The sequence below is a fragment of the Paenibacillus camerounensis genome (genome assembly GCF_000723885.1).
Lineage (GTDB): Bacteria > Bacillota > Bacilli > Paenibacillales > Paenibacillaceae > Paenibacillus_AQ > Paenibacillus_AQ camerounensis.
The window spans coordinates 1-20589 of the sequence record NZ_CCDG010000017.1; the positions used below are offsets into that span (position 1 = coordinate 1).

Below are 20589 nucleotides of genomic sequence, written 5' to 3' on the forward strand. Positions count from 1 at the left end.
GCTTCCACAATAACAAAAAAATCCAAATCCGAACACTCCTCCATCCGCTCCAGCTCCACCCCCACCGACCCCACACCCAGCAGCAATAGCGCCCCACCCTTACGTCCGAGCGTCTCCCCAATCTCATCCAGCCTTTGTAAAAGTAATTCTGTCCGCTTCATCCTATATCCTCCCCTATGCCGGAATGCAAAAAGGGCCCAACCCACACTTCTCAGCGAGGTTGAACCCTAAGGTTACATTGCCTTTGATATTCTCATTAAAATTAGCATTGGTTAGGGGTGGGTGTCAATTGGCGGGACGATTCTCCATCTTCTATGCAGACAAAAAAGAATTGCTATTTATGCCTATCTATCTTATACTTGCAAAAAAACATACCGATTGAATGTTTTTAGGAGGGCAACTTGAAAAAGAAATATACCGCAAAGGAAGTCAGAAACTTAATACTCGACACAGCTTCTGTTTTATTTATTGAGAAAGGGTATGAGCAGACTTCTATCAGTGATATTGTTGCTGGATTGGACGGGCTCACCCGGGGGGCCGTTTATCATCATTTTGAATCCAAATATCACATTATAGTCGGAATCGCAAAAAGGTTTATACCCGAACAGGCTTTATTAGATTCTATTGATGAACGGGATGATCTAAGCGGTTTAGAGAAAATCCAAATGCTTCTACTGGAATCGATGTTTAATGAGGATATTACACAATCGACAGTAATCTCATTGTCCTTGCTCAAGGACCCTACCTTTATTTCGATTTATAACTCTCAAATGTGCGAAGTTTTTGTTCCAATAATTGAAAAGTATATTCATGCCGGCAATACGGATGGCTCTATCCAAGTACCACAGCCAGCACAAATGGCCGAAATTGTTATTTTATTAACAAGCACCTGGTTCATTCAAGCCTTATTTCCAAATACGGTTGAACTGTTTTTTGAGAAATTAAAAGCTGCTCAGTATGTATTAAAAGAAAGTGGAGTACATGTTATAAGTGATGCGGTCTTTTCAACAATTGTCCAAAAACTTACAGAAGCTACTATGTAATAATAGAAGGAGCACATCATGAGAAAAACTTTAAAAATTGCCGGGATTATTGTACTATCGATACTAATTATTATTGCATTGTTTTTTGCAGGAATTTTTATTAACAATAAGATTCAACTGGGACGCGAAGAGAAAAAGATCGTTCCTTACGGTGAGTCCGTTGTTATAGACGGTAAAAAAATGAATATTCAGATTTTCGGGAACGGCAGCAAGACTATCGTTTTGTTACCTGGCTATATGACAGCCGCACCCATAATTGATTTCAAACAACTGATTGATGAGCTAGAACAACAGTACCGCGTTATTGCGATAGAACCGTTCGGGTATGGTTTAAGTGATGATACAGACAAGGAAAGATCCGTTGAAAATCTGACGGAGGAAATACATGAGGTTTTGGTTGAGCAGGGAATTAACAAATACACGATTATGGCGCATTCCATTTCAGGGGTATATTCTCTTGAGTATATTAAAAAATACCCGCTTGAAGTTGAAGCCTTTATCGGAATTGACAGCAGTCTTCCTTCACAAGGAGATGCTGCTGATAATGGTGTGGAGACCATTGAATTGCTAAGCAAGTCGGGGCTGTTCCGCCTGCTCTCAAATATGAATGCCGACATATTGAACATTCCGGATGTGGGAGCTGAACTAGGCGGGCAGTATACATATTTATCACTAAAAAATATCGGGTCAAAAGCAACCATGAATGAAGGCAAAGCAATGCTGGAGAATTTCAATAAAACGGCTGACATACAGTACCCTAAGAATCTGCCCGTATTATACTTTTTAGCTACTGAAAGTACGGAACCTGATGATAACTGGCTGAAGATTCATCAAGACATGGTTAAGAATAGTGAACGCTCAGCTATTGAAATCATAGAGGGCGGGCATTATTTACACCATACTCAAGCAAAACAACTGGCTGAATTTACTGCATCCTTTTTAAAATAATTGTTTACAATTGAGAGCTGACCCCTGATAGGGACCACGGTACCGTATTACTCTAAAAGCAAAAAGAGAGCACCTCTCCGGTGCTCTTTTTTGGCGAAATCACTTCGTGCCATTCGTACGCTGCCTGTTACCCATCTGAGTGAACCTCGTGATTTGTTCTTCGGTCAAGCCAAGCCCCAGAAGCTGCGACTTCACCTCGTTCGTTAGGGTTCCTCCTGCACCTTGAATGATCTCCATAGCCTGCCGCATGATGTTGGAATCAAGCCCGTCCATTCCAGAGAAACCCCCCTTGCTGCCTGCACCTCCCATACCGCCGCCACCCTGAGAACCAAGTGCCTCCATGTCTACTTGCGAGGCGTCGATGAGTGCGCTTGAATCCTTTTGCTGACCCTCCGTCGTCGATGGGATGGTCCCGTCGAGCTGACCTTGAATGCTCTCTGCGCGCAGGGCGCCCAATTCTTTAAGCTCCGTGACTGCCGCCTGGAATTCCTCGAGGCTATAGAACGCCGTAGGATCATTGCTAACATATCCGGAGATCAGTGAGCTTAGTTGATCAACCGTCTGCCCGAATTTGCCGCCGGCAAAATAACCGTCGATGATCTCTTGCAGATAATCATGATACTGGTCAAGATACTCGGGTACTTCAAGCAGCTTAGCAAGTAGCGGACGATCTTCCATGCTCACGCCCGACACCGGGGTATCAATCGGGAAGTTCACGACATCCGACGCGCTGCCAGACTGGAAGCCGCCAAACGCAAGATTATAATCCCAAGGAAGGATACTGATCTGCCCGTCTTCCTCATAGAGATAATAGTTGTGTGCCATATTGGAGACATAGCTGTCGAGGTTGACGACCACAGTATGGGCAGCAAAATACCTAAGCGCTTCGTCAACATCCACGGTAGATTCAATATCTGCGCCTTCACTTAGATTCTTGAGTGCCTCAATAAGGCGCTGCTCATCGTCTTCATCTGTCTTAGTCTGTGCATTGTCAAAGATAGCAGAATAACTGCTGCTCTGGTCGTCGGTATATTGAAGGGTGCTGCCGTTATCGGCCATGCCTCCCATTTCTCCCATGCCTCCGCCATTCTGCTGGGGATCAGGCATTACTTGAGCAGAATCCTGTGTTGACTTGGCCTCATTCGAGTCTGCAGCAGCTGAAGGTACTTCTTCGGAGCCACTGTCGGTTGCCTCAGGATCCGCTAAGTTTTGTCCCCCTCCTGCGTTATCAGGGAATTGTCCTCCGCCCATATCTGATTCGGGCTTATACAGCTCACCTTCCTCTTTATCCACGCGGCTAAGATAACTATTGTCAATATCCTCGACAGCCAGATATAGGCCCCATGTCTGTCCATTGAGCGAGATATCTGCAAAAGCAAATAGCGGTGCATCGACTCCAATATAGGACATAATGTCATATGACAAGTATTCCTTTAAGCTGGTTGCATCAGAGTAATTGTTGTTAAGCACGATCGTATCCAGACCCTGCCAGGTTTGTCCGTCCACGTATTTATCGAACTTGATCTTGAAGCTGTACCGGTCTGTAGTATCATCATTCACTATTGAACTGAGGCTGGAGTTGCCCTTCGGGTGAATGCCTACATTTTTGATAGTCGTACCATTGATTGTAATGTCTGCAGGGATATATTCTTTTGCTGCAGCGTTGTCCAGCATGCTCTGCCATTCGTCCTCATCCACCGAAATCGCAAAGGTCATGACCTCATCCTTGTTCATCTCATCTGTATATCCGAGCGTTGTAGCCTGTGTTTCTCCGCTCTGCGCAGCTGCAGTACCTGTAGCCGCCGAATTCGTCGATACAGTTGACGCACAACCCGCCAGTGCGGAAGAAGCCGCTATAGCTAGCGACAATAATAAGCTTAGTTTTATTTGTTTTGACATTATTCTCATCACCTTTCATTCTCATTTTGAGCTCTAGCAATGTACCTCTTTGGTTCCTCCACTATAAAATAGAAAGCTTTAATGAAGCTTAAAGAGATCTGCACCTTTTTGGGTTCAAAAAAAAGAGGCTGCAATCCGAAAATTGCGCCTCCTACATGTCATTCCGGTCACAGCCGCTCACCCTAATCAGAGCGTCTCAACCAATTTCTGAATCTTTGAACGGGAGATTAAATATACAGGACCCATTATTTCTACTCTGCCGTCCTTTACACGTATAGCACTCTCCTGCTCTGCCGCATAAACATCCATTTCTTCAGACAAAGGGAACAGGTAGCCTTGAACAAACGTAGCGTGGTCGCGTTTAGAGTGAGATTCATAGGCAAAAGAATCAAAGCCCATACCATCATAAACAGTACTTGTTTCAGCTTCATGGCCGGTGTTGACTAAGCTCAACCATTTTGCAGCCATGTTGAGCGCACCGGCGCTGGCACCCAATATAACGGCATTGCTGCTCTTAATAAGATCTGATAATTCATATTCTTCCAAAAAAACGTTCTGCAAGACAGGATCTCCACCGCATAAAAAAATGACTGAGGCGTTTTGAATGCACTGCCGGGCCTCTTCGCTCTGCATGCGGTAATCAATGTAATGATATTCATCAAAAGCAATATTAGCCTGATGCAGCCATGTCCATTCAGAAATGTCATCCAAGCTAATTTGCTCCCCTTCATAATTAGACGGCCTTGCGCTAATCATAACAAGTGATTGTCTGTCTTGAATATCCTCATGCAAACACTTAACAAGCCGCTCCGGCAAACAATCATTAAACCAGCTGAAATAGTAATGAGTACTCAAATGTATTTACCTCCGTATGTATTATGTAGCCTAGATCAGCAGCATGGAAAGCAGTCGATCGACCCGCATGATTGTGTGCGACGCTAAAGTAACGTCTCCTCCTCTGGGTGAAGTATGTGAATCATATATTCTCTTGCTTTAATGCATCAATAATATTCTCCTTTTTTACTTTAGCGCCGGAATAAACAACCGCAGAGCTGACAATGACAAATACGCCCACAATGACAGACAGAATGCTCATCCAGGGCAGGGTGAACCCATAGCTGAATTTGTTCGCAAATGCCTTGTAGATCAGAACCATCACGGCGAAACTAACGGGAAGCCCGTACAACAGCGACTTGACCCCATAAAATACACTCTCATAGTTCAACATTTTTGCAAACCCTTTTGGCGTCGCTCCTACGGATTTCAGCATCGCGAATTCCCGTTTGCGAAGAGCCAGCCCTGTTGAGATCGTATTAAAGATGTTCGCAACGGAAATCGCAGAGATTAATACGATAAAACCGTAAGAAAAGACGTTCATCAGCAGAATCTTTTGTTCTTCGCTTATTCTGGATTGATATACATTGTAGACATTCAGATTAATCTCATTCATCTCTTGAATTTCCTGCTGCGTTTTCACCGGTTCCGTGCTTTTCAAATGGAGGTACATCGAAGCGTTAGCCAGCTCCTCGTCATCTGCCAGCCGATTCATGACGCGTTCCGACACGATCATATTTAATCCGCCTACACCTATCGGGCTAATCCCCATCGGTGCCTTATCCGTCAATGCGGCAATTATCACTTTATTTGCCTTCGTTTCTTCCCCGCTCTTTTTATAAATACTCGTTAGCTCGATATGTTGACCGATATTTGCATATATGGACTTTGTCTGAATATATCTCCCCGTGTCCATATCTTTGTAATGAATTGTATCCATCACGATTGCGGCGGGATGATCCAGATCCGTAAGCTGTCCGTAATCTGCGCCAACCGCTCTGGCATAGGCTTGCAGGCTCGAATCATTCAATGCATGGAGCTTAATATCGTAAGGGTATTTCCCGTCTTGCAGCATACTCTTATCCTGCTTAACCTTCTCTTGCAACTCGTCGGCGATACTTGCTGCATCGACCCAAGCGTTCCCGACTAACTCCTGGATCACGTTGTATTCTGTGACGCCATCCAGAGATACAAGCGATTGCATCAACCGGTCATCTATTCTTTTTCCATTACTGAACGACACTTCAATATCGTAATTGACGCCTTCTTGCGACAATGCCAGAGATTGTGTCAGGCCGGTCGTGAAAAACGATACCGTCAAAAACAAAACGATGCTGATGACAAGCGAAAAAAGAATAACATGATGTCTTCGTTTGTTCCTTTTTAAGTTTTTCAGCCCGATTTCTGCTTCAATTCCGAAAAGCTTACGAATGATCTTCGACGTCCTCACTGCTTTGGCCGTAAGCTTTACGTCAGTGGTTTGGCGAATCGCGTCCATTGGAGATACCCTGGATGCCTTGACCGCCGGGAGATACACCGAAACGAAAATCGTCAGCATTGAAACAAGACAAGTAATCAAGAGCAATAACGGCGTGACGATGAGCCTCAGCTTTTCATTAGTCCATAATGCCCCTTCAATCATTCTGTTCATGAACGAAAAGGTGATGTCGATTCCGGCAAGACCGCATAGGATACCAAAGGGAATGCTGATCAAACCAATAACGATACCCTCAAAAAACACGGAATTTCGCTGCTGCCTCTTTGTCGCCCCCACGCTCGCAAGCATCCCTAAATGGCGGGAACGTTCCGAGACGGATATTGCAAAAGCGTTATAGATGAGCCCAACCGAGCCAATTACAATGGCTCCCATAATGATTGCCGATAATGAGAACATCATGCTGGATGAGGCTCCGCTGCTGGACAAGCCATAATAATGAAGCAAATCGTTATTATATTGCACAGTATCGATTTGGTTTTTCTCAGCCAGCTTCTCCGCATGTGCGAACAAGAACGGATTGACTTGCTGCATGACCACCGACGCATCGACCCGATCGTCTCCCCCGATGATATGATCATCGACATAGCTAATGATCGTATAACCCGGGGCCCAGTCCGTTTCCGACACGGGACGTTTAATGAAGCCTACCACCGTATAATCCCTAATAATGTTATGCTGTAATGTCTCGGTCAATATGCCGTCTTGCCTGCGCAGCGGTTCGGTCTGATCCAGGGGATGATCGCCCCCTTGTTCGAATCGTTCGCCGGCGCGTAGCGTTAGACGGTCGCCGATTTCATACTTCACTTTGGCATTTGCTGCAACAGACTCGGAGATCACAACCTCCTTATTCGAGTGCGGAAGACGTCCCTTACTTATTTCAATCTGAAATTGTGTGAACCCTTGCACATCATATTCCTTGATGAACAAGTACGGTTTATTGGAATTTTGTCCCCCTTCTAAGAGGGCATATCCAAGGTCTTTTGTGATTGCAACCGTTTTGGTTGCATCATCGCCCTGTATGGCCGCAAGCTGTTCTTTGGTTATATCTTGATACTGAATATGCCACTCTCCTGTATCTGCGATGGTTTGTCTGATCATTAAATCCGCAAAGGAAAAAATAAGCGTAATGACAGCGGTCATCATCGATACCGAAATAACTACGCCAAAAATAGTCACAAGCGTTCGTCTCTTGTTCTGCTTCAGATGCCGGATGGTTAAGGTATTGACTATATTCATCGCTTTATCACCTCGTCCTTGGCAATCCTCCCATCTTCAATCGAAATGATTCTGTCGGCTTGCAGGGCGATCCGTTCGTCATGCGTGATTACGATCAGTGTCTGATGATAGGTCTTATTCAGCATTTTCAATAAATCGACGATCTCGCTGCTATTCCTGCTGTCCAGATTCCCGGTGGGTTCGTCGGCCAGCATGATCGCAGGATTGCCGATGATCGCCCTGCCAATCGAGACACGCTGCTGTTGTCCGCCAGATAGCTGATTCGGCAGATGGTTTAATCGATGCTGCAAATTTAACTTATTCACAAGATCAGCCAATTGCTTTTGATCTACTTTTTGTTGATCCAGCAAGAGCGGAAGCGTAATATTCTCTTCCACCGTCAGGACGGGAATCAGATTGAAAAACTGGTAGATCAGTCCGATTTGCCTGCGCCTGAAGATGGCCAGCTGCGTTTCGTTCAAGGTATACATATCCGTATCCTGAACATACACTTTCCCGCCGGTCGGTCGATCCACACCACCCAGCATATGAAGGAGTGTCGATTTCCCCGATCCGGAAGGTCCAATAATTGCGACGAATTCACCTTTTTGAACCGAAAAGGAAACATCATCAAGCGCCTTCACCGCCGATTCGCCTGTGCCGTATATTTTGGACAAATTTTCAATTGTTAAAATCTCCATTGTCACACCCCCTTCCATTTATACTCAATTCCAGGTATATACCATCTCTCTGTATCCAACATCCCAAAGGGTTTCATTCCCCTCAATGGTTATCTTAAGCTCCTTAGCCCGGGTGAGATAAAGGATCCTCATATCCGGCTCATGGAGCTGATCTTCTGCAGATACAGACAGGAGCTCTTGCCCATCAACGGTAACCTTAATGTTGCCCTGAAAATCCTTATGATCAGGAATTCCATAATTCAAGCTAAGATACAGCTCTCCCTTATTGCCTAACGAATACGTATACGTTTCCTTCTTTTTACCTTTGGTGTCATACACATTATATTGGGGTTTCACGTCTTGACCGCCAATCTTAAGACGATCCTGTCTGGCACCCGTTAATGGATTTCCGGTACTATCCTTCCATTCGTTGATTGCTACAAAAGGGCCCACCTCTTTGGTGAACACTTGATCGATTATTCCGAAGACCCCCCACACGCCAAGCATTAAAACAGCACTGGCAATTCCCGTTGCAGCGATATTTCTCCAGTAGTTTTTTGTACGAAAGCCAATCTTGTACGCCCCGAACCCAATAGCAGCGCCCAATGCGTTCTGTATGACGTCGTTCGTGTCAAAGCTGCCGAGGAAGGTTAGTGCCTGAATGGTTTCTACCACAAGAATGCACAGGATAAACCCTGTCATGAAGCGAACAAAGCTGGTTCGGTATAACAACGGAAACAATATGCCAAAAGGTATGAAGGCTGCAAAATTTCCAATACCCACCAAATCCATCAGTATCGGATGTTGAAGATCGGAAAGACCCGGCACCCTAAAAAAACTGTCCGGCAAAAAAATAAAGGTGTACTGACTGATTTGATCCACCTTATCCGCTCTGCCAAAAGCAAAAAGCATAAAATAAAGAATAATCAGGGTGTAGCCTATCATGATAATAAAAGTAATCTTGCGCTGCTGCTTCACTTGCATGTTCTACCTCCATCGTTCATCTGATAAATACCATTTTAGCTGCCCAAAATGACTTTACAGTGACGTTGGAGGTGACAATTCAGTCACTTACGGAGTGCTGTTATATCACATGCTTATAAAATTTGATCCGAAACTGTGTCCCCGTCCCGCTGTCGCTCGTTACATCAATCACGCCGTTCTGGCTTGCAATGATGCTGTGAGCCATCGCAAGCCCTATACCGATGCTTCCGTCATTAGCATTCTTCCCTTTATAAAAGCGTTTGAAAATATACGGCAGATCCTCTTTCGGAATGCCCCCTCCGTTGTCAGCAATAATAATTTCCGTAAATAACACGTTGTCGGAAAATGTGATGGTAATCGCACCGCCCTCAGGTGTATGCTCCACTCCATTTTTCAAAATATTAATAAGCGCTTCAGCAGTCCAACGGAAATCGCCGGCAAAAGAGACGTTGTCATCCCCCGTAATGGAAACGGTCATTCCCTTAATATCCATCGGAATCATAACCGGCTCCAGCGCCTTTTGGATAAGGGCTTTCATGTGTATTGGATCTTTTTTGAACGGGATCGTTCCCGCTTCCATTTTTGCTAGCTTTAATAAGGATGAAACAAGCCAATCGATCCGTTCAAGCTGAATGCGAATATGATGGGTGAACTCCGTTCTTTTGGGTGGAGGCAGCTCTGGGTCGCTTAACAGATCTGCCATGACTGTCATAGAGGTGATCGGTGTTTTGAGCTGATGTGAGATATCGGAGATGGCGTCGGTCAGTTGAAGCTTGTCCCGCTGCAATAGCGACCGGTGCTCGGAGAGCATACGTGTCACCTTGTAAATATCATTCTTTAAGATGCTAAGCTCACCTTCCCGATTATCGCGAGGGTCAAGGGAGTCCTGGCCGCTGCTAATCTCCCGCAAATAGACGGACAGCTTCTCTAGCTCGTAATATCTCCGTTTCGTGAACAATAAAGCTGTGCCGGTAAGCAGCAAGGATACAATAATAATGAGCGCTGCGGCGGCGGTCGAAATGAAAGCTGCAATAACGACCGCCGATAAGCTGATCGAACCCATGACGAGTAATAAGATTTGATTTTCCCGATTGCGCAGCATCATCTAATCACCAACCTTATAGCCTAAACCGCGTACCGTTTTGATTAGAGCTGGCTGCTCTGAATTATCCTCCAGCTTTTCCCTTAGTCTTTTAATATAGACCGTTAACGTATTGTCATTCACGAAGTCGCCGGCCACGTCCCAGATTTGCTCCAAGAGCTGATTTCTGGTGAGGACCTGTCCAACGTGGTTCCCAAAGATTAGTAATAAGCGGTATTCCAAGGCGGTTAGCGAAATTTCGGCACCATTTTTATATACTTTGCCTTCCAGCGTATGGATGCGCACATTGTCAATGTCGATGACCGCTCCGGCGTGGGACAGCTTCTGGTATCTCCGCAAGACGGATTTGATCCGGGAGAGAAGCTCGCGAACCCGAAAAGGTTTGGTAATGTAATCATCGGCTCCCATATCGAGTCCCATCACCACATTAACCTCATCATCAATCACCGTTAAGAAAATGAACGGAATGTCCCGCCGTTCCTTCACCAGCTTGCATAATTCATAGCCCGTTCCATCTGGAAGCTGTAAATCGAACAGGCATAAGGCGAACTGATCAATATCTTCGGCAAGCACCTTTCGGGCTGAAGCGGCATCATGGCAGAGAACGGTCCAATACCCCTCTTGCTGCAGGGAATATTCCAGTCCCGACGCGATCGTCTTATCATCTTCAACTAATAATATTTTCATCTGAAAATCATCCTTATGATTGGATTGGACTGAATTGGTTTGGAAAATTACAAAGTCTCCACCATAAAGCATATACCATGATCTTGCAACACACAAAGACCCCTTTCGTAAGGGGTCTTCAATTTTTACTGGAGGAATTTAAGCAGAACCATCTCTTTGGCTGCCTACACAATCTCTTTATTAAAATGTCCTCTTGTGTCTGTTTCCTGATCAAAGACAGCAATATTCAATGATCCATTTAATTTGCCTAAGGCCATATTAATGACTTTCTCAACCTGCTCTTTAGATTCAACTGTGAAGTTTAATCTGAGCGCCTCGATTCCTCTGATGTCTGGCAGCTCATCTACAAGATTAAGCGTCTTCCCGTTAAGGATAGTCGTTGTGCAATCCTCATGGGAAAGGATAGGGAACGTTCCGTGCCCATCTTTTAACTCATAGCTCTTCGTTTTGCAGACTCTGCATTGATTCATTTTTTTCATCGGACAATATTTTGTAAACATCAAAGGTGCCTTGCCATATATAATCATTTCCAGCGCAGGATAGCCGTCATTTTCTTCATAATAGGCATTCATTAAGTCTTCAATCTGGCTCTTATTCAATTCATAAGATAAAGTGACCCGTTTTGCGCCTAATTTATATAATTCATAGCAGCTGGTAGCATTAATAACATTTAGAGAATAGTCCGTGACAAACGGATTGCTCTCTCTGTAGTGATAAATGCCGCCATAGCCTCCGATTAGCAGCTGCCCTTCTTTTTCCTTATAATCATTCTGATTTCTTCTAACTACATTTTCATAATAGATTTCCTTAATTCCATAGCTCACGCAAGCGTCATACTGTTCCTTTGTCGTTACAGAAGCCGTAAGGTATGGTGTTACAGGGGCAAAGCTTATTTTTTCTTTTGCTTCCACAGCCTTGGTTCTTTTCTGCTGGCTGTTAAGCTTCAAGTCATATAAGCCCAGTACAATATCTCTTCTTGCTGCATTTAACAGTTTAGCTGGAATGAATGCATTGCATTCCTCATAATCGACATGATTAAGTTCGAATATCGTATCATTTAATCTTGAGAATTGCTTGATTACCTGGTCTTTTGTTGTTGGATTATTAATAGCTTCGCCCAGTATTTCCTCGCTTTCATATGAATAAGTAAAGCCTAAGCCTTCCGCATTTATGAAAAGCTTTGAATCTGGACATGCATATACTCTAATATCCAGGTTAAACCGCTTAAATTCTTTTTCCAGTGAGGCTTCTAATTCTTTTTGGTAGTAATAATCCTTCGTTTTATATACTACATCTCCCGTAGCCATCTTTTCTGTAACCTTGATATAGCAGACATCATCTGCTTTGTTGACTAAGTCGCCAGCTTTATCGTACAGTTTGGCAACCGTTAAGTTAACATCTTCATTGTTATGGCTTATTCGGATTGTATCGTTTTGATTTAAAGTACGTGTAAGTGTTATTTCATACCTGTCTTTTTCAATCTTGCTGATTGTCCCAATTTCATAACCAAAGTTATTTGGTCTTGAGATGTTCGTAATATTTCTCCTGTCTTCGTGAAACAAATATCCTTTAGTAAAGGTCCTGTTGAATGTTTTTTTCAGATTTTCTTTATCTTCCTCGGTTATTTTATGATCTAAGGCTCTGCGATATTTGGATACAACATTAGCAACATACGTAGGTGCTTTCATTCTGCCTTCTATTTTTAAAGAATCGATTTCTTCTAGATCATGGATGTAATCGATGGTGTTTAAGTCCTTAGTGGATAAAATATAGCTTTTCCCTAAAGATGTATCTGTTGTCTTATCCATAAGCTCATACTCCTTACGGCATGACCCTACACATCTTCCGCGGTTTGCGCATCGGTTGCCGAGTAATCCTGACATTAGACAGTTTCCCGAATAAGATACACATAACGCACCGTGAACGAAAATTTCTAAAGGGATTTCAGCTATTCTTTTGATCTCTTTTACTTTTTCAATCTTAACCTCACGCGACAGAACAACTCTCTTAGCACCAAGCTCTTTAAATAATAAAGTTCCGTCTACATCGTCGATTCCCATCTGAGTTGAACAATGTGCTTCCAGATCAACAAAGTTTTTAACGATATAATCGAAAGCAGTCAGGTCCTGGACAATAATGCCATCCACACCGACTTCATTTAATTCGCGTATCTGCTCCTTCATCTCTTCAACTTCGTTTTCGAAAACGATGGTATTCATTGCAACATAGATTTTAACGTCTCTCAGGTGCGCATAGGTAACAGCCTCTTTTAACAATTCTAAATCAAAATTAGTGGAGTATGCGCGTGCACCAAATTTTTGCATTCCCAAGTATATTGCATCACAACCATTAGATATTGCAGCTTTTAAAGCTTCCATACTTCCTGCTGGAGCCAATAATTCAGTCATTTTTATTCTCCTTATGACCCATAAATGATAAAAAATTGTATTACTCGTGATACGTTCTCCATAACATGAAACTGCTGGAGGCGATTATCGCTTGGAGTGATGGAAGTGATCAAGGTGCATGAAGCAGCGCGCGAGCAGGCCATCACCATAGCTATCCTTGAGTTTATCTCTATGGAGCAGCATGATGCTGTGACCCAGCGCATGGAGGATGCGGCGCACGGCGTATTACCAAATCGATCGGCTCAGGCAAAGCCTATGCACAGCAAGTAGCAAGAGAGGCAATAGAATATCATGCGTATTGAAAAAGAGAACACCTGCGATAGGCATTCTCCTTTTCATATCCAACCCGTTTACAATTTTTTCGCCGCTACTTATGGTACGGTCCAGCTGCTAAATAACCCCGGGTGTAGATTATCTTTGAATTAAATGCCGATATAAGCCTTACGTCAGATTTACATATAAAAAAATAAATTAAGGAGCGTTGTTCTATGAAAAGGAAAGTTTCAAAATGGATTCTTCTATCGTTAGTAGCTTGCTTACTCATTCCAAGTGTGGTTTCTGCAGCAGAAGTTACTTCGCCACCTACAAAGACTTCTAAAGATTTCCCAGATTTAGCAGGTCTGGATGCGGCTCTTCTTGCCAAAATTGATGCATTGCTAGCCAAGGGATACATGGAAGGTAATGGCACCGATAAATTTGAAATTACTGGAAACATGACGCGTGCGGAATCTGCTAAACTTGTAGCTAAAATTTTTAACTTAACCGTCGGGACAGAAGCTACTTCGTCCTTTAAAGATGTAGATGGTTCGGATGCTTCTTTGAGTTGGTCAATTCCGTTTATTGAAGCGGCAAAAAAAGCTGGAATTATTGATGGCATGATGGACAACACATTTGCACCAAAGGATAACGTAACTACTGGGCAGCTTGCTACAATGCTAGTTAAGGGGTTTGGTAAAAAATCCGAGGTGCAAACGACGACTCCATGGTACCAGGGTTACTTAGATGTTGCCAAGGCGAGCGGGTTTGATGTAGGCAACAATGGAGCCAAGCTTGCTACTCGCGCCGATCTTGTAGTCGGATCTTAATCAGTAACAGAAGCTATAGACAAAGCTAAAGCTGAAGCATCAGGAACAACAGCAACGCCAACACCAGTACCAACAGCAACGCCAACACCAGTACCAGTACCAGCAGCAACACCAGCACCAGCACCAACAACACCAACACCAACACCAATGACTGCACAAGCCGCGTTGGAAGCGATTAATGCTTACTATGGCCAGCCAGAGCCAAATGTCGATACGCCTGACGAATCCATCTTTGACATTGCTGGAGTAACAGGTGTCACTCAGTCGAACTTAATCTATATTGATTATGCATTGAGCGCGGACGCGAAATCTCCATGGACCGTAACTGAAATCCAAGCGATAGTTAATGAAGTTCGTGCTGGACTAGCGTTGACAGAGATCAGTAATTACTTTTGGGATCCTGGATATGCCCCTAAGCCTGACGCAACGACATTTGCCGTTGCAGGGATAACGGGAGTAACCACTAATAACTTAGACCAAGTCTTAGAAGCTATTGGGTATGCCCATGATCACAGATACGAATATAACCCGCCGTTTTCTTTAACTAACAGCAATCAGCTCCAAGCTGTCGTTAACGATTTGTTGGAATAAAACGAATTAAACTAGAATAGTAGCGGCGTAAGGGAGATGATCCCTACGCCGCTATTTTCTTCTTTAGGTTTGATTAGGATGACGATACCTGGGGACAGCCCTGCCACAGATTTATTTCGCCATACTTATGATAAGGTTCACCGCGATAGCTGAAGCGGCATTTTCTTTCTTACCGGGCAGAGGGAGGACTCTCCCCAGGCATCTTTGTCATAGGTTTCCCCATTAAAGGGCATTCGTGTGGGTGCCCTTTAATTGTGTATACATTCGAATTTCAACGTTGGTTGGAGTTCAATAAAACAGCGGCAGGCTACGGGCATTCTCCTTTTCATATCTAACCTGTTTACAATATTTTCGCTGCTACTTGTGGTACGGTTTACCGCGCTGGCTGTAAGGGGCAAGTTGTAAGACCATCCTTTCGCAGGATGACCCTTTCTTTGAATGATCGAAGAAACGTTATCGCCAACCGGCTCTATTCTCAAATGTTTCGAAGCTACAACCTGTATCATAATTATATTCTTTACCAGTTTTCTTGAAGTAAGCATCACGAACGATATAAAGAAGGATCTCAAAGTCCTCGTCTTTAGGCATTTTACTTGGGGAGCTAAGTGCCGATTCATAAAAGTTTTCCCCTTTTGCGACAGCGGCACAACGAGCATACAAAAACCCGTCGACAGAGACATAATCATTTTCTTCATTGTACCCGAATTCCCCTATATGCTTGGCATGCTCCTTCGTATCCAGTAAATAAAGCTTATGCGCCAAAGTTTCATTAAATTTTTTCATATTGCCAACACTGGTCTTTGCTAGCTTCGCAATTAATGGAGCAACGGCATCTTCTTCACCCTGTTGTTGCAGTTCGAGTAAAGATATGTAACCCCAAAATTCATCATCTGTCAGCATTTGTTTGGGTGTTTGTATTCTTTGTTTATTTTCATTTTCCCGTTTGATTCTCTCAGCTTGGACCTCATTCTCATAATTCTCCCGATCATGCAGCCAACGCCACTCCCAATAAACTGGATATGCACAAGAAGCACTTAATTTACCGCTATATTTTTTGCATTCAAGCATCTTCTCTTCATCAGATACAGGGATATTACCTATGAACAGAAAGTCTTTCGGTATTTTCCCATCGTACCAACTCATCGCTGATTCGTTCAGATAACGGAATCGATTCTGCAAGAGAGTCACTTGTAACCGCGGATCTGTCATCAACGGTAGGTTTGAATCTAAATAAATCGTTACCGCAATTAGAGATGAATTGTCTATAAGATTTAGTATTCGTATCGCTCCATATCGTCCATCAGGTAATACGACAGAAAATAAATCTCCAAGTTGAACAGCTGGTGTTTTAGTTTTCATCACTGTCTCCAATTCATATGTCTAGGAACATCGGTCTCTTTGTACGCTATAGCAACCAATCTGGCTAGCCGTTGATTTATGGTTTCAATAAAGTACCGGTCGCTGCGCCGTTCGAACAACGTAAAACGCTGCCGCACCTGTTCATCAAGCAGATTACGATGAATGAAAACAAGAAAATCGAAATCATCATCTGAGATAATAAAGGCACTATTATAACTGCTCACCTTAAAGATTATGGGGTGAGCAGTTACTTTTACAGGTATGGCGGTGGTTTATGAGTTGCTTGCAGTTCTACATTGTAAACGTGCTTAGTAAAGACGGCCATAAGGAAATTCGCCCGCGGCAGCCGGGACATAATGTTTCCCCAGCTAAATAAGGCAGATGGCTAACCAATATCTGCTCTCCGAGCGCTTCCGACTGCTCCGCCAAAATTTGTACTTCTTCATCTGCAAATGACTCTGCCGGAACGATTGTATATGCTTCCTGGCCAGTATGAAAGACGGGGTCATGTCTGTAGACTTGAAGGATTTCTACAGGACTCTCTCCATTAGGCCATATGAATAGATCTTCTTCGCAGGCCGGACACACAGCCACATATTCATCACCGTTAATAAACGTCATCAACATATTGGCTAGGATATGCGAGCCCCTGTAAGCAGCGTCTGCAGCAAGAATATAACGCTTCTCCGTCTCATCGGTAGAATAATCGGCTGTATAGGAAAATACCTCCTGTGTAAACACCTTGAGGTACTCAATGGCTTCTATGTACTCGCGAAACAATTCATCACAGATAGAACTACCCACATCTTCAGCAAGTTCAGCCAAAGATTCGGGAAGTGTGGCCTTATCGCGCTCCTCTCGGCTTGCCTCGATGATACCGCAATTGATAAACAGCTCTTTGCGTACTTCAAAGTCCGATGTCGAGCATGCGATTTGTGCCAGAAACGGCATCGCCGCGTATGTAGCCGTATATATTGTATTTTGATGGAACAAATGCTCCTGAAACAGTTCGTCAAAAACCTCCTGGCTATATTGTCGTATTAACTGCTCCAATAACACAGGTACGTTCTCTGCAGAACCATACGGACCTGTCAACTTTACCCATACTTCGCTATTCAATTGAAGCAAATTCTCCCTCCTAACAAGCGGAATCCTTCAAGACGCTAACTAACCTTTCTGTATTCAACACCGTGAATATGTATAAGTATTTTGTGCTTTTCTAATACTTCAAAAAAATTTAACATATCACCGAATGGATTTTCAAAATATTTAATCAAGTGTTTAAAATTGCTGGTTGATTTCAAGAAGTTATAAAAGAAGGAGGGATCAACATTTCCAACATCCTCTTTATTCCCGAGGGAAACCTCCAATTTTTGTCCAGTATCTACATTTTCAAACATGCAATGCTCTCCATGAACATCAAAGTACCAATTACCAGTTAAATGTTCTTCATCGTTTAGTAATTCTGCATTTGAAATTAAGTAGTAATTCCCTTTTATTATCTCTGATTTTTCAGGCTGGTCCGTTTCCAATATTAATTTGTCAATGAGTCCTTGCGCAATTACTTTATAAGCGTCCATTGCTGCCAATAATTCATCTACCGTTTCTTGTGTTAGCGCGTTCATCCATTCCACCTTCTATACTATCAATATTGTTCAGATAACGTCTGGCCGAAAATAATAAGCTTCCATGATTTCGCCCATCTTCAGTAAATACCAATCAATATATCATGGCCTTGGTCACGGCTGTGTTCGTAAAAAGAAATTAGGTTTTGCAGTTCCAAGGTTAACTCCGTGAAACGCTCGTCTGTCTCTTCGTCGACCCAAGTGTTTGGATAAATCTGTTGTTGCCTGAATGCTGAGAGCTTGAAGTTTTTTCGTAACGTAATCCTATCGACGGCTTGCAGTGATGCTATAATGCGCGGCAACTCGTCCGAGCCAATGACTGCTATGAAGTCTTCTGTGTCCAGAACATGGACGCCTACAACCGCCTCGCTCAAAGGATCTCCTTCAATCGGCTGGGATGCAGATACACCGGTTAGAAGAAAATGCAGCCCGTCCCAACATTTATCCATCTCATAAATGGGGCAGAGTCGATTTTCCATCAGTTGCTCAATCTTGGTGATGATAGCTGAATTGTCCAGTTGTGCCACTTCATCCGCCAAAGCATCATTCAAGCTTAGGTAACAGGCCAATATTCCCATAAGTTCTCTCCTGTCCAACTTAATAGTTTCTTTTTCTTGCGTCATACCACAATAAAATCCCTGCAAGCGACGCGCCAAGCACACCGAGTGAGAACAGCAGCACCATGTTGTCAGGCATCGTGACTGGAGCAGCGATTCGGTATTCTGCAGCAGGCCGCGACCTGTATATTCAACAATTCTACATTAACTGTTCAACCCAATTTTCGCCCTACTTATGATACGGTTCACCGTATCGGTTATAGGGCGAAACTTTAGGGTATAGTTGCTTGCTTTCTGGGTGACGAAAGCTATCCTTAAGAGCAGGTAGGGGATTTTGTCATCGCAGGTTACTCTCTCATACGGAAATGTACATGGAGATTTGTCAGCAAGCGCTAAGTGATGGAGGCAACTATAAAAAGCTTTGAATAGAACTTTCAAAATTAAAAGCTTGAAGAATGCTGTAGTTTTTGACAGATATGTTGATGCCATACTCAGGCTTGCTTGTTTGACCAGGTTTGCTGTAATCTCGATCAACAAAAACTGCATCAGGAATTGCCCATGTCTTCGCAGGAATTAAGAAAAAGTCCGGCATCATATCGTTTCTAAAGATGAGCAGAGCCATATACAAATTAGGATTACAGATATTAAACTTACTCTTTTGAGCAAATACATACCCTGTTCCCCTCAGTGATTTGACTTGAATTTCCGAAAAGATGCCCGCTTTATTCTTCACAACAAAGTCGATTCCCCGATCATCAACCTCAGATGAAAACACCTCAAGTCCATAAGAGGCAAACTCCATCTTAGCAAAATACTCAGCATATCGTCCAAGTTGCAATGAATTGAGAAGTGCCCAGTTTTTATTTGGCATTTTAAGATTCCCTCCTGGTTATGGTCATAAGACAATCCATTGCCAAAGGCTACTCTGTTCTCACATGTCCGTTTTCGTCGACCCAATAAATTCGGAACGACATAGCATCTTTAAGCCACTTTATTCTCGGCAGCAAATTCTTAAAGGTGCTGAATCCGTCTGGAAGTGCAATACCCAATGTTGCGTCGGAATTTTCACCGTGGTATAAGATCAGGTCAAAAACAGCCCCGGAAAACCAATGACGAGCTTGTATATGTTTAATTTTTTCGGGGTACCCTTTCACACTAATCCAAAGCTCTTTTCCGTCTTGGCTTTTTGCGATGATGTCCTTTCCTGAAGTTCTAGCTTCTGTATCAGCAACGCTGCGAATTGTGTAGCCATTAAGAACGAGGTGATTAACAACCTTGCTTTGAATATGACCTTCCCAATACCAGGGCCTTACAGTAACTTCTACGGGCGGTTTTGGGATTTCATGTGCTATTATGTTGGCTGACAAGTCTGATAAATGATTGGTTGTTTTTGCTTTATGACAATGATCGCAAATACCATGATGGCGATGTATTTCCGAATTATTGAAAAGCGAACGGCAAATTGTATAGACTGTTTGTCTTGGAAATACATTCGCAGAGACGGACAAGCAGTCATCGCACAATTCAGCATGTAATAATGAAAACATCACTTTTTGTTTATTGGACATATACAATCCTCCAGATTGTTTTGACTGTTATAATTGTATCACAGACATTTTGTAATAATTGTCCAGATATTTAATTCCCCAATTTGGAGGTGTATTACTATAATTACTTTTGATCGAGCTAAGGCATCTGTAGGATTATCAAATTTCGTGGAATATTACGAGGATTACCTTCATTACTACGAACATCAGTCCACAGAAAACAAGAAACGTTTGGCGCAAAAATTACGTCTCAATTACAGGCCAAAACACAAGAATTGTTTACACCGTAGCGATCTTCTCCAATGAATGGAATGAAGACATGCTAAAGGCAGCTATTGAGTCCAACCATCCCAGTAAAACAAGTGAAATTAAAAGTCAGGCAAAACTGCTACTAGACAAACTTGTCATCAAATGAATTTAGATAACCTCTGATTTCTCCCAGAATCACTCTGGTAAGAAAGATTACCTCTTTTACCGAAAAAATAGCGGAAGGGACTTTCTCTATTCATCTGAAAGCCTCTTCCCTG

The 20589-nt window shown here is 43.2% G+C and carries 20 protein-coding genes; 6 read left to right on the forward strand and 14 right to left on the reverse strand.

What is annotated here, in order from left to right; genetic code table 11:
• Positions 1 to 401: 401 nt before the first annotated feature.
• Positions 402 to 1043 carry a TetR/AcrR family transcriptional regulator gene (locus BN3772_RS06795; protein WP_042198066.1) on the forward strand — a complete coding sequence of 214 codons (642 nt, stop codon included), beginning with the start codon at positions 402 to 404 and terminating at the stop codon, positions 1041 to 1043.
• Between the two features lie 18 nt (positions 1044 to 1061).
• On the forward strand, positions 1062 to 1991 hold the full coding sequence (locus BN3772_RS06800; protein WP_042198068.1) for an alpha/beta fold hydrolase: 930 nt from the start codon (positions 1062 to 1064) through the stop codon (positions 1989 to 1991).
• A gap of 99 nt (positions 1992 to 2090) precedes the next feature.
• Here the strand turns inward: BN3772_RS06800 and BN3772_RS06805 are convergent, their stop codons facing one another.
• The 8 genes from BN3772_RS06805 to BN3772_RS06840 form a co-directional block, all read right to left on the reverse strand.
• Entirely contained in the window at positions 2091 to 3890 is a 1800-nt protein-coding gene (locus BN3772_RS06805; protein ID WP_086074443.1) for a CotH kinase family protein, read from the reverse strand.
• Positions 3891 to 4076: 186 nt separating this feature from the next.
• Positions 4077 to 4745: a Type 1 glutamine amidotransferase-like domain-containing protein gene (locus tag BN3772_RS06810; RefSeq protein ID WP_042198070.1), complete on the reverse strand. Its 669-nt coding sequence runs from the start codon at positions 4743 to 4745 to the stop codon at positions 4077 to 4079.
• Positions 4746 to 4866: 121 nt separating this feature from the next.
• Complete coding sequence (locus BN3772_RS06815) at positions 4867 to 7458, reverse strand: ABC transporter permease (protein ID WP_042198073.1); 2592 nt, start codon at positions 7456 to 7458, stop codon at positions 4867 to 4869.
• A complete protein-coding gene (locus BN3772_RS06820) occupies positions 7455 to 8138 on the reverse strand; it encodes an ABC transporter ATP-binding protein (protein ID WP_042198075.1) in 684 nt (227 codons plus the stop codon). Before BN3772_RS06820 ends, BN3772_RS06815 begins: the two co-directional genes overlap by 4 nt.
• Before the next feature lie 24 nt (positions 8139 to 8162).
• Positions 8163 to 9101 carry a VanZ family protein gene (locus tag BN3772_RS06825; protein WP_042198077.1) on the reverse strand — a complete coding sequence of 313 codons (939 nt, stop codon included), beginning with the start codon at positions 9099 to 9101 and terminating at the stop codon, positions 8163 to 8165.
• Positions 9102 to 9201: 100 nt separating this feature from the next.
• Entirely contained in the window at positions 9202 to 10203 is a 1002-nt protein-coding gene (locus BN3772_RS06830) for a sensor histidine kinase (RefSeq protein WP_042198124.1), read from the reverse strand.
• 3 nt (positions 10204 to 10206) lie between these two features.
• The gene (locus BN3772_RS06835; protein ID WP_042198080.1) at positions 10207 to 10890 is read right to left on the reverse strand and encodes a response regulator transcription factor; all 684 of its coding nucleotides are present in this window, start codon (positions 10888 to 10890) and stop codon (positions 10207 to 10209) included.
• Between the two features lie 164 nt (positions 10891 to 11054).
• Positions 11055 to 13298, reverse strand: coding sequence for a U32 family peptidase (locus BN3772_RS06840; RefSeq protein WP_042198083.1), 2244 nt, complete (start codon positions 13296 to 13298; stop codon positions 11055 to 11057).
• A 99-nt stretch (positions 13299 to 13397) separates the two neighbouring features.
• Here BN3772_RS06840 and BN3772_RS30555 point away from each other — a divergent pair, with 99 nt between their 5' ends.
• From BN3772_RS30555 to BN3772_RS06850, 3 genes are all read left to right on the forward strand, one after another.
• Positions 13398 to 13568 (forward strand): hypothetical protein, encoded by a 171-nt coding sequence (locus BN3772_RS30555; RefSeq protein ID WP_167336653.1) that lies wholly within the window; start codon positions 13398 to 13400, stop codon positions 13566 to 13568.
• Between the two features lie 218 nt (positions 13569 to 13786).
• Positions 13787 to 14383, forward strand: coding sequence for an S-layer homology domain-containing protein (locus BN3772_RS06845; protein ID WP_042198085.1), 597 nt, complete (start codon positions 13787 to 13789; stop codon positions 14381 to 14383).
• Positions 14384 to 14548: 165 nt separating this feature from the next.
• Entirely contained in the window at positions 14549 to 14974 is a 426-nt protein-coding gene (locus BN3772_RS06850) for a hypothetical protein (protein ID WP_167336654.1), read from the forward strand.
• 453 nt (positions 14975 to 15427) lie between these two features.
• On the opposite strand, the gene BN3772_RS06855 is transcribed toward BN3772_RS06850, so the two are convergent.
• Complete coding sequence (locus tag BN3772_RS06855) at positions 15428 to 16333, reverse strand: DUF4240 domain-containing protein (RefSeq protein WP_052380404.1); 906 nt, start codon at positions 16331 to 16333, stop codon at positions 15428 to 15430.
• A 71-nt stretch (positions 16334 to 16404) separates the two neighbouring features.
• On the opposite strand from BN3772_RS06855, the gene BN3772_RS31485 reads away from it, so the two are divergent.
• Positions 16405 to 16527 (forward strand): hypothetical protein, encoded by a 123-nt coding sequence (locus tag BN3772_RS31485; RefSeq protein ID WP_280114378.1) that lies wholly within the window; start codon positions 16405 to 16407, stop codon positions 16525 to 16527.
• 97 nt (positions 16528 to 16624) lie between these two features.
• On the opposite strand, the gene BN3772_RS06860 is transcribed toward BN3772_RS31485, so the two are convergent.
• From BN3772_RS06860 to BN3772_RS06880, 5 genes are all read right to left on the reverse strand, one after another.
• Positions 16625 to 17461, reverse strand: a complete 837-nt coding sequence (locus BN3772_RS06860; protein WP_042198089.1) for a hypothetical protein — start codon at positions 17459 to 17461, stop codon at positions 16625 to 16627.
• A gap of 35 nt (positions 17462 to 17496) precedes the next feature.
• Positions 17497 to 17958 carry a DUF6896 domain-containing protein gene (locus BN3772_RS06865; RefSeq protein ID WP_042198091.1) on the reverse strand — a complete coding sequence of 154 codons (462 nt, stop codon included), beginning with the start codon at positions 17956 to 17958 and terminating at the stop codon, positions 17497 to 17499.
• A gap of 80 nt (positions 17959 to 18038) precedes the next feature.
• Complete coding sequence (locus tag BN3772_RS06870) at positions 18039 to 18536, reverse strand: YfbM family protein (protein WP_042198093.1); 498 nt, start codon at positions 18534 to 18536, stop codon at positions 18039 to 18041.
• A gap of 388 nt (positions 18537 to 18924) precedes the next feature.
• Positions 18925 to 19386 (reverse strand): DUF4365 domain-containing protein, encoded by a 462-nt coding sequence (locus tag BN3772_RS06875; RefSeq protein WP_209443624.1) that lies wholly within the window; start codon positions 19384 to 19386, stop codon positions 18925 to 18927.
• Positions 19387 to 19435: 49 nt separating this feature from the next.
• A complete protein-coding gene (locus BN3772_RS06880; RefSeq protein ID WP_042198096.1) occupies positions 19436 to 20083 on the reverse strand; it encodes a hypothetical protein in 648 nt (215 codons plus the stop codon).
• Between the last annotated feature and the right edge of the window lie 506 nt (positions 20084 to 20589).

What these genes read in the sequence shown, in the direction of transcription:
- BN3772_RS06800 (WP_042198068.1), top strand. Translation starts at nt 1,062, where the DNA reads ATGAGAAAAACTTTAAAAATTGCCGGGATTATTGTACTATCGATACTA.
- BN3772_RS06805 (WP_086074443.1), bottom strand. Translation starts at nt 3,890, where the DNA reads ATGTCAAAACAAATAAAACTAAGCTTATTATTGTCGCTAGCTATAGCG.
- BN3772_RS06815 (WP_042198073.1), bottom strand. Translation starts at nt 7,458, where the DNA reads ATGAATATAGTCAATACCTTAACCATCCGGCATCTGAAGCAGAACAAG.
- BN3772_RS06820 (WP_042198075.1), bottom strand. Translation starts at nt 8,138, where the DNA reads ATGGAGATTTTAACAATTGAAAATTTGTCCAAAATATACGGCACAGGC.
- BN3772_RS06825 (WP_042198077.1), bottom strand. Translation starts at nt 9,101, where the DNA reads ATGCAAGTGAAGCAGCAGCGCAAGATTACTTTTATTATCATGATAGGC.
- BN3772_RS06830 (WP_042198124.1), bottom strand. Translation starts at nt 10,203, where the DNA reads ATGCTGCGCAATCGGGAAAATCAAATCTTATTACTCGTCATGGGTTCG.
- BN3772_RS06835 (WP_042198080.1), bottom strand. Translation starts at nt 10,890, where the DNA reads ATGAAAATATTATTAGTTGAAGATGATAAGACGATCGCGTCGGGACTG.
- BN3772_RS06840 (WP_042198083.1), bottom strand. Translation starts at nt 13,298, where the DNA reads ATGACTGAATTATTGGCTCCAGCAGGAAGTATGGAAGCTTTAAAAGCT.
- BN3772_RS30555 (WP_167336653.1), top strand. Translation starts at nt 13,398, where the DNA reads ATGGAAGTGATCAAGGTGCATGAAGCAGCGCGCGAGCAGGCCATCACC.
- BN3772_RS06845 (WP_042198085.1), top strand. Translation starts at nt 13,787, where the DNA reads ATGAAAAGGAAAGTTTCAAAATGGATTCTTCTATCGTTAGTAGCTTGC.
- BN3772_RS06855 (WP_052380404.1), bottom strand. Translation starts at nt 16,333, where the DNA reads ATGAAAACTAAAACACCAGCTGTTCAACTTGGAGATTTATTTTCTGTC.
- BN3772_RS06865 (WP_042198091.1), bottom strand. Translation starts at nt 17,958, where the DNA reads ATGAACGCGCTAACACAAGAAACGGTAGATGAATTATTGGCAGCAATG.
- BN3772_RS06870 (WP_042198093.1), bottom strand. Translation starts at nt 18,536, where the DNA reads ATGGGAATATTGGCCTGTTACCTAAGCTTGAATGATGCTTTGGCGGAT.
- BN3772_RS06875 (WP_209443624.1), bottom strand. Translation starts at nt 19,386, where the DNA reads ATGCCAAATAAAAACTGGGCACTTCTCAATTCATTGCAACTTGGACGA.
- BN3772_RS06880 (WP_042198096.1), bottom strand. Translation starts at nt 20,083, where the DNA reads ATGTCCAATAAACAAAAAGTGATGTTTTCATTATTACATGCTGAATTG.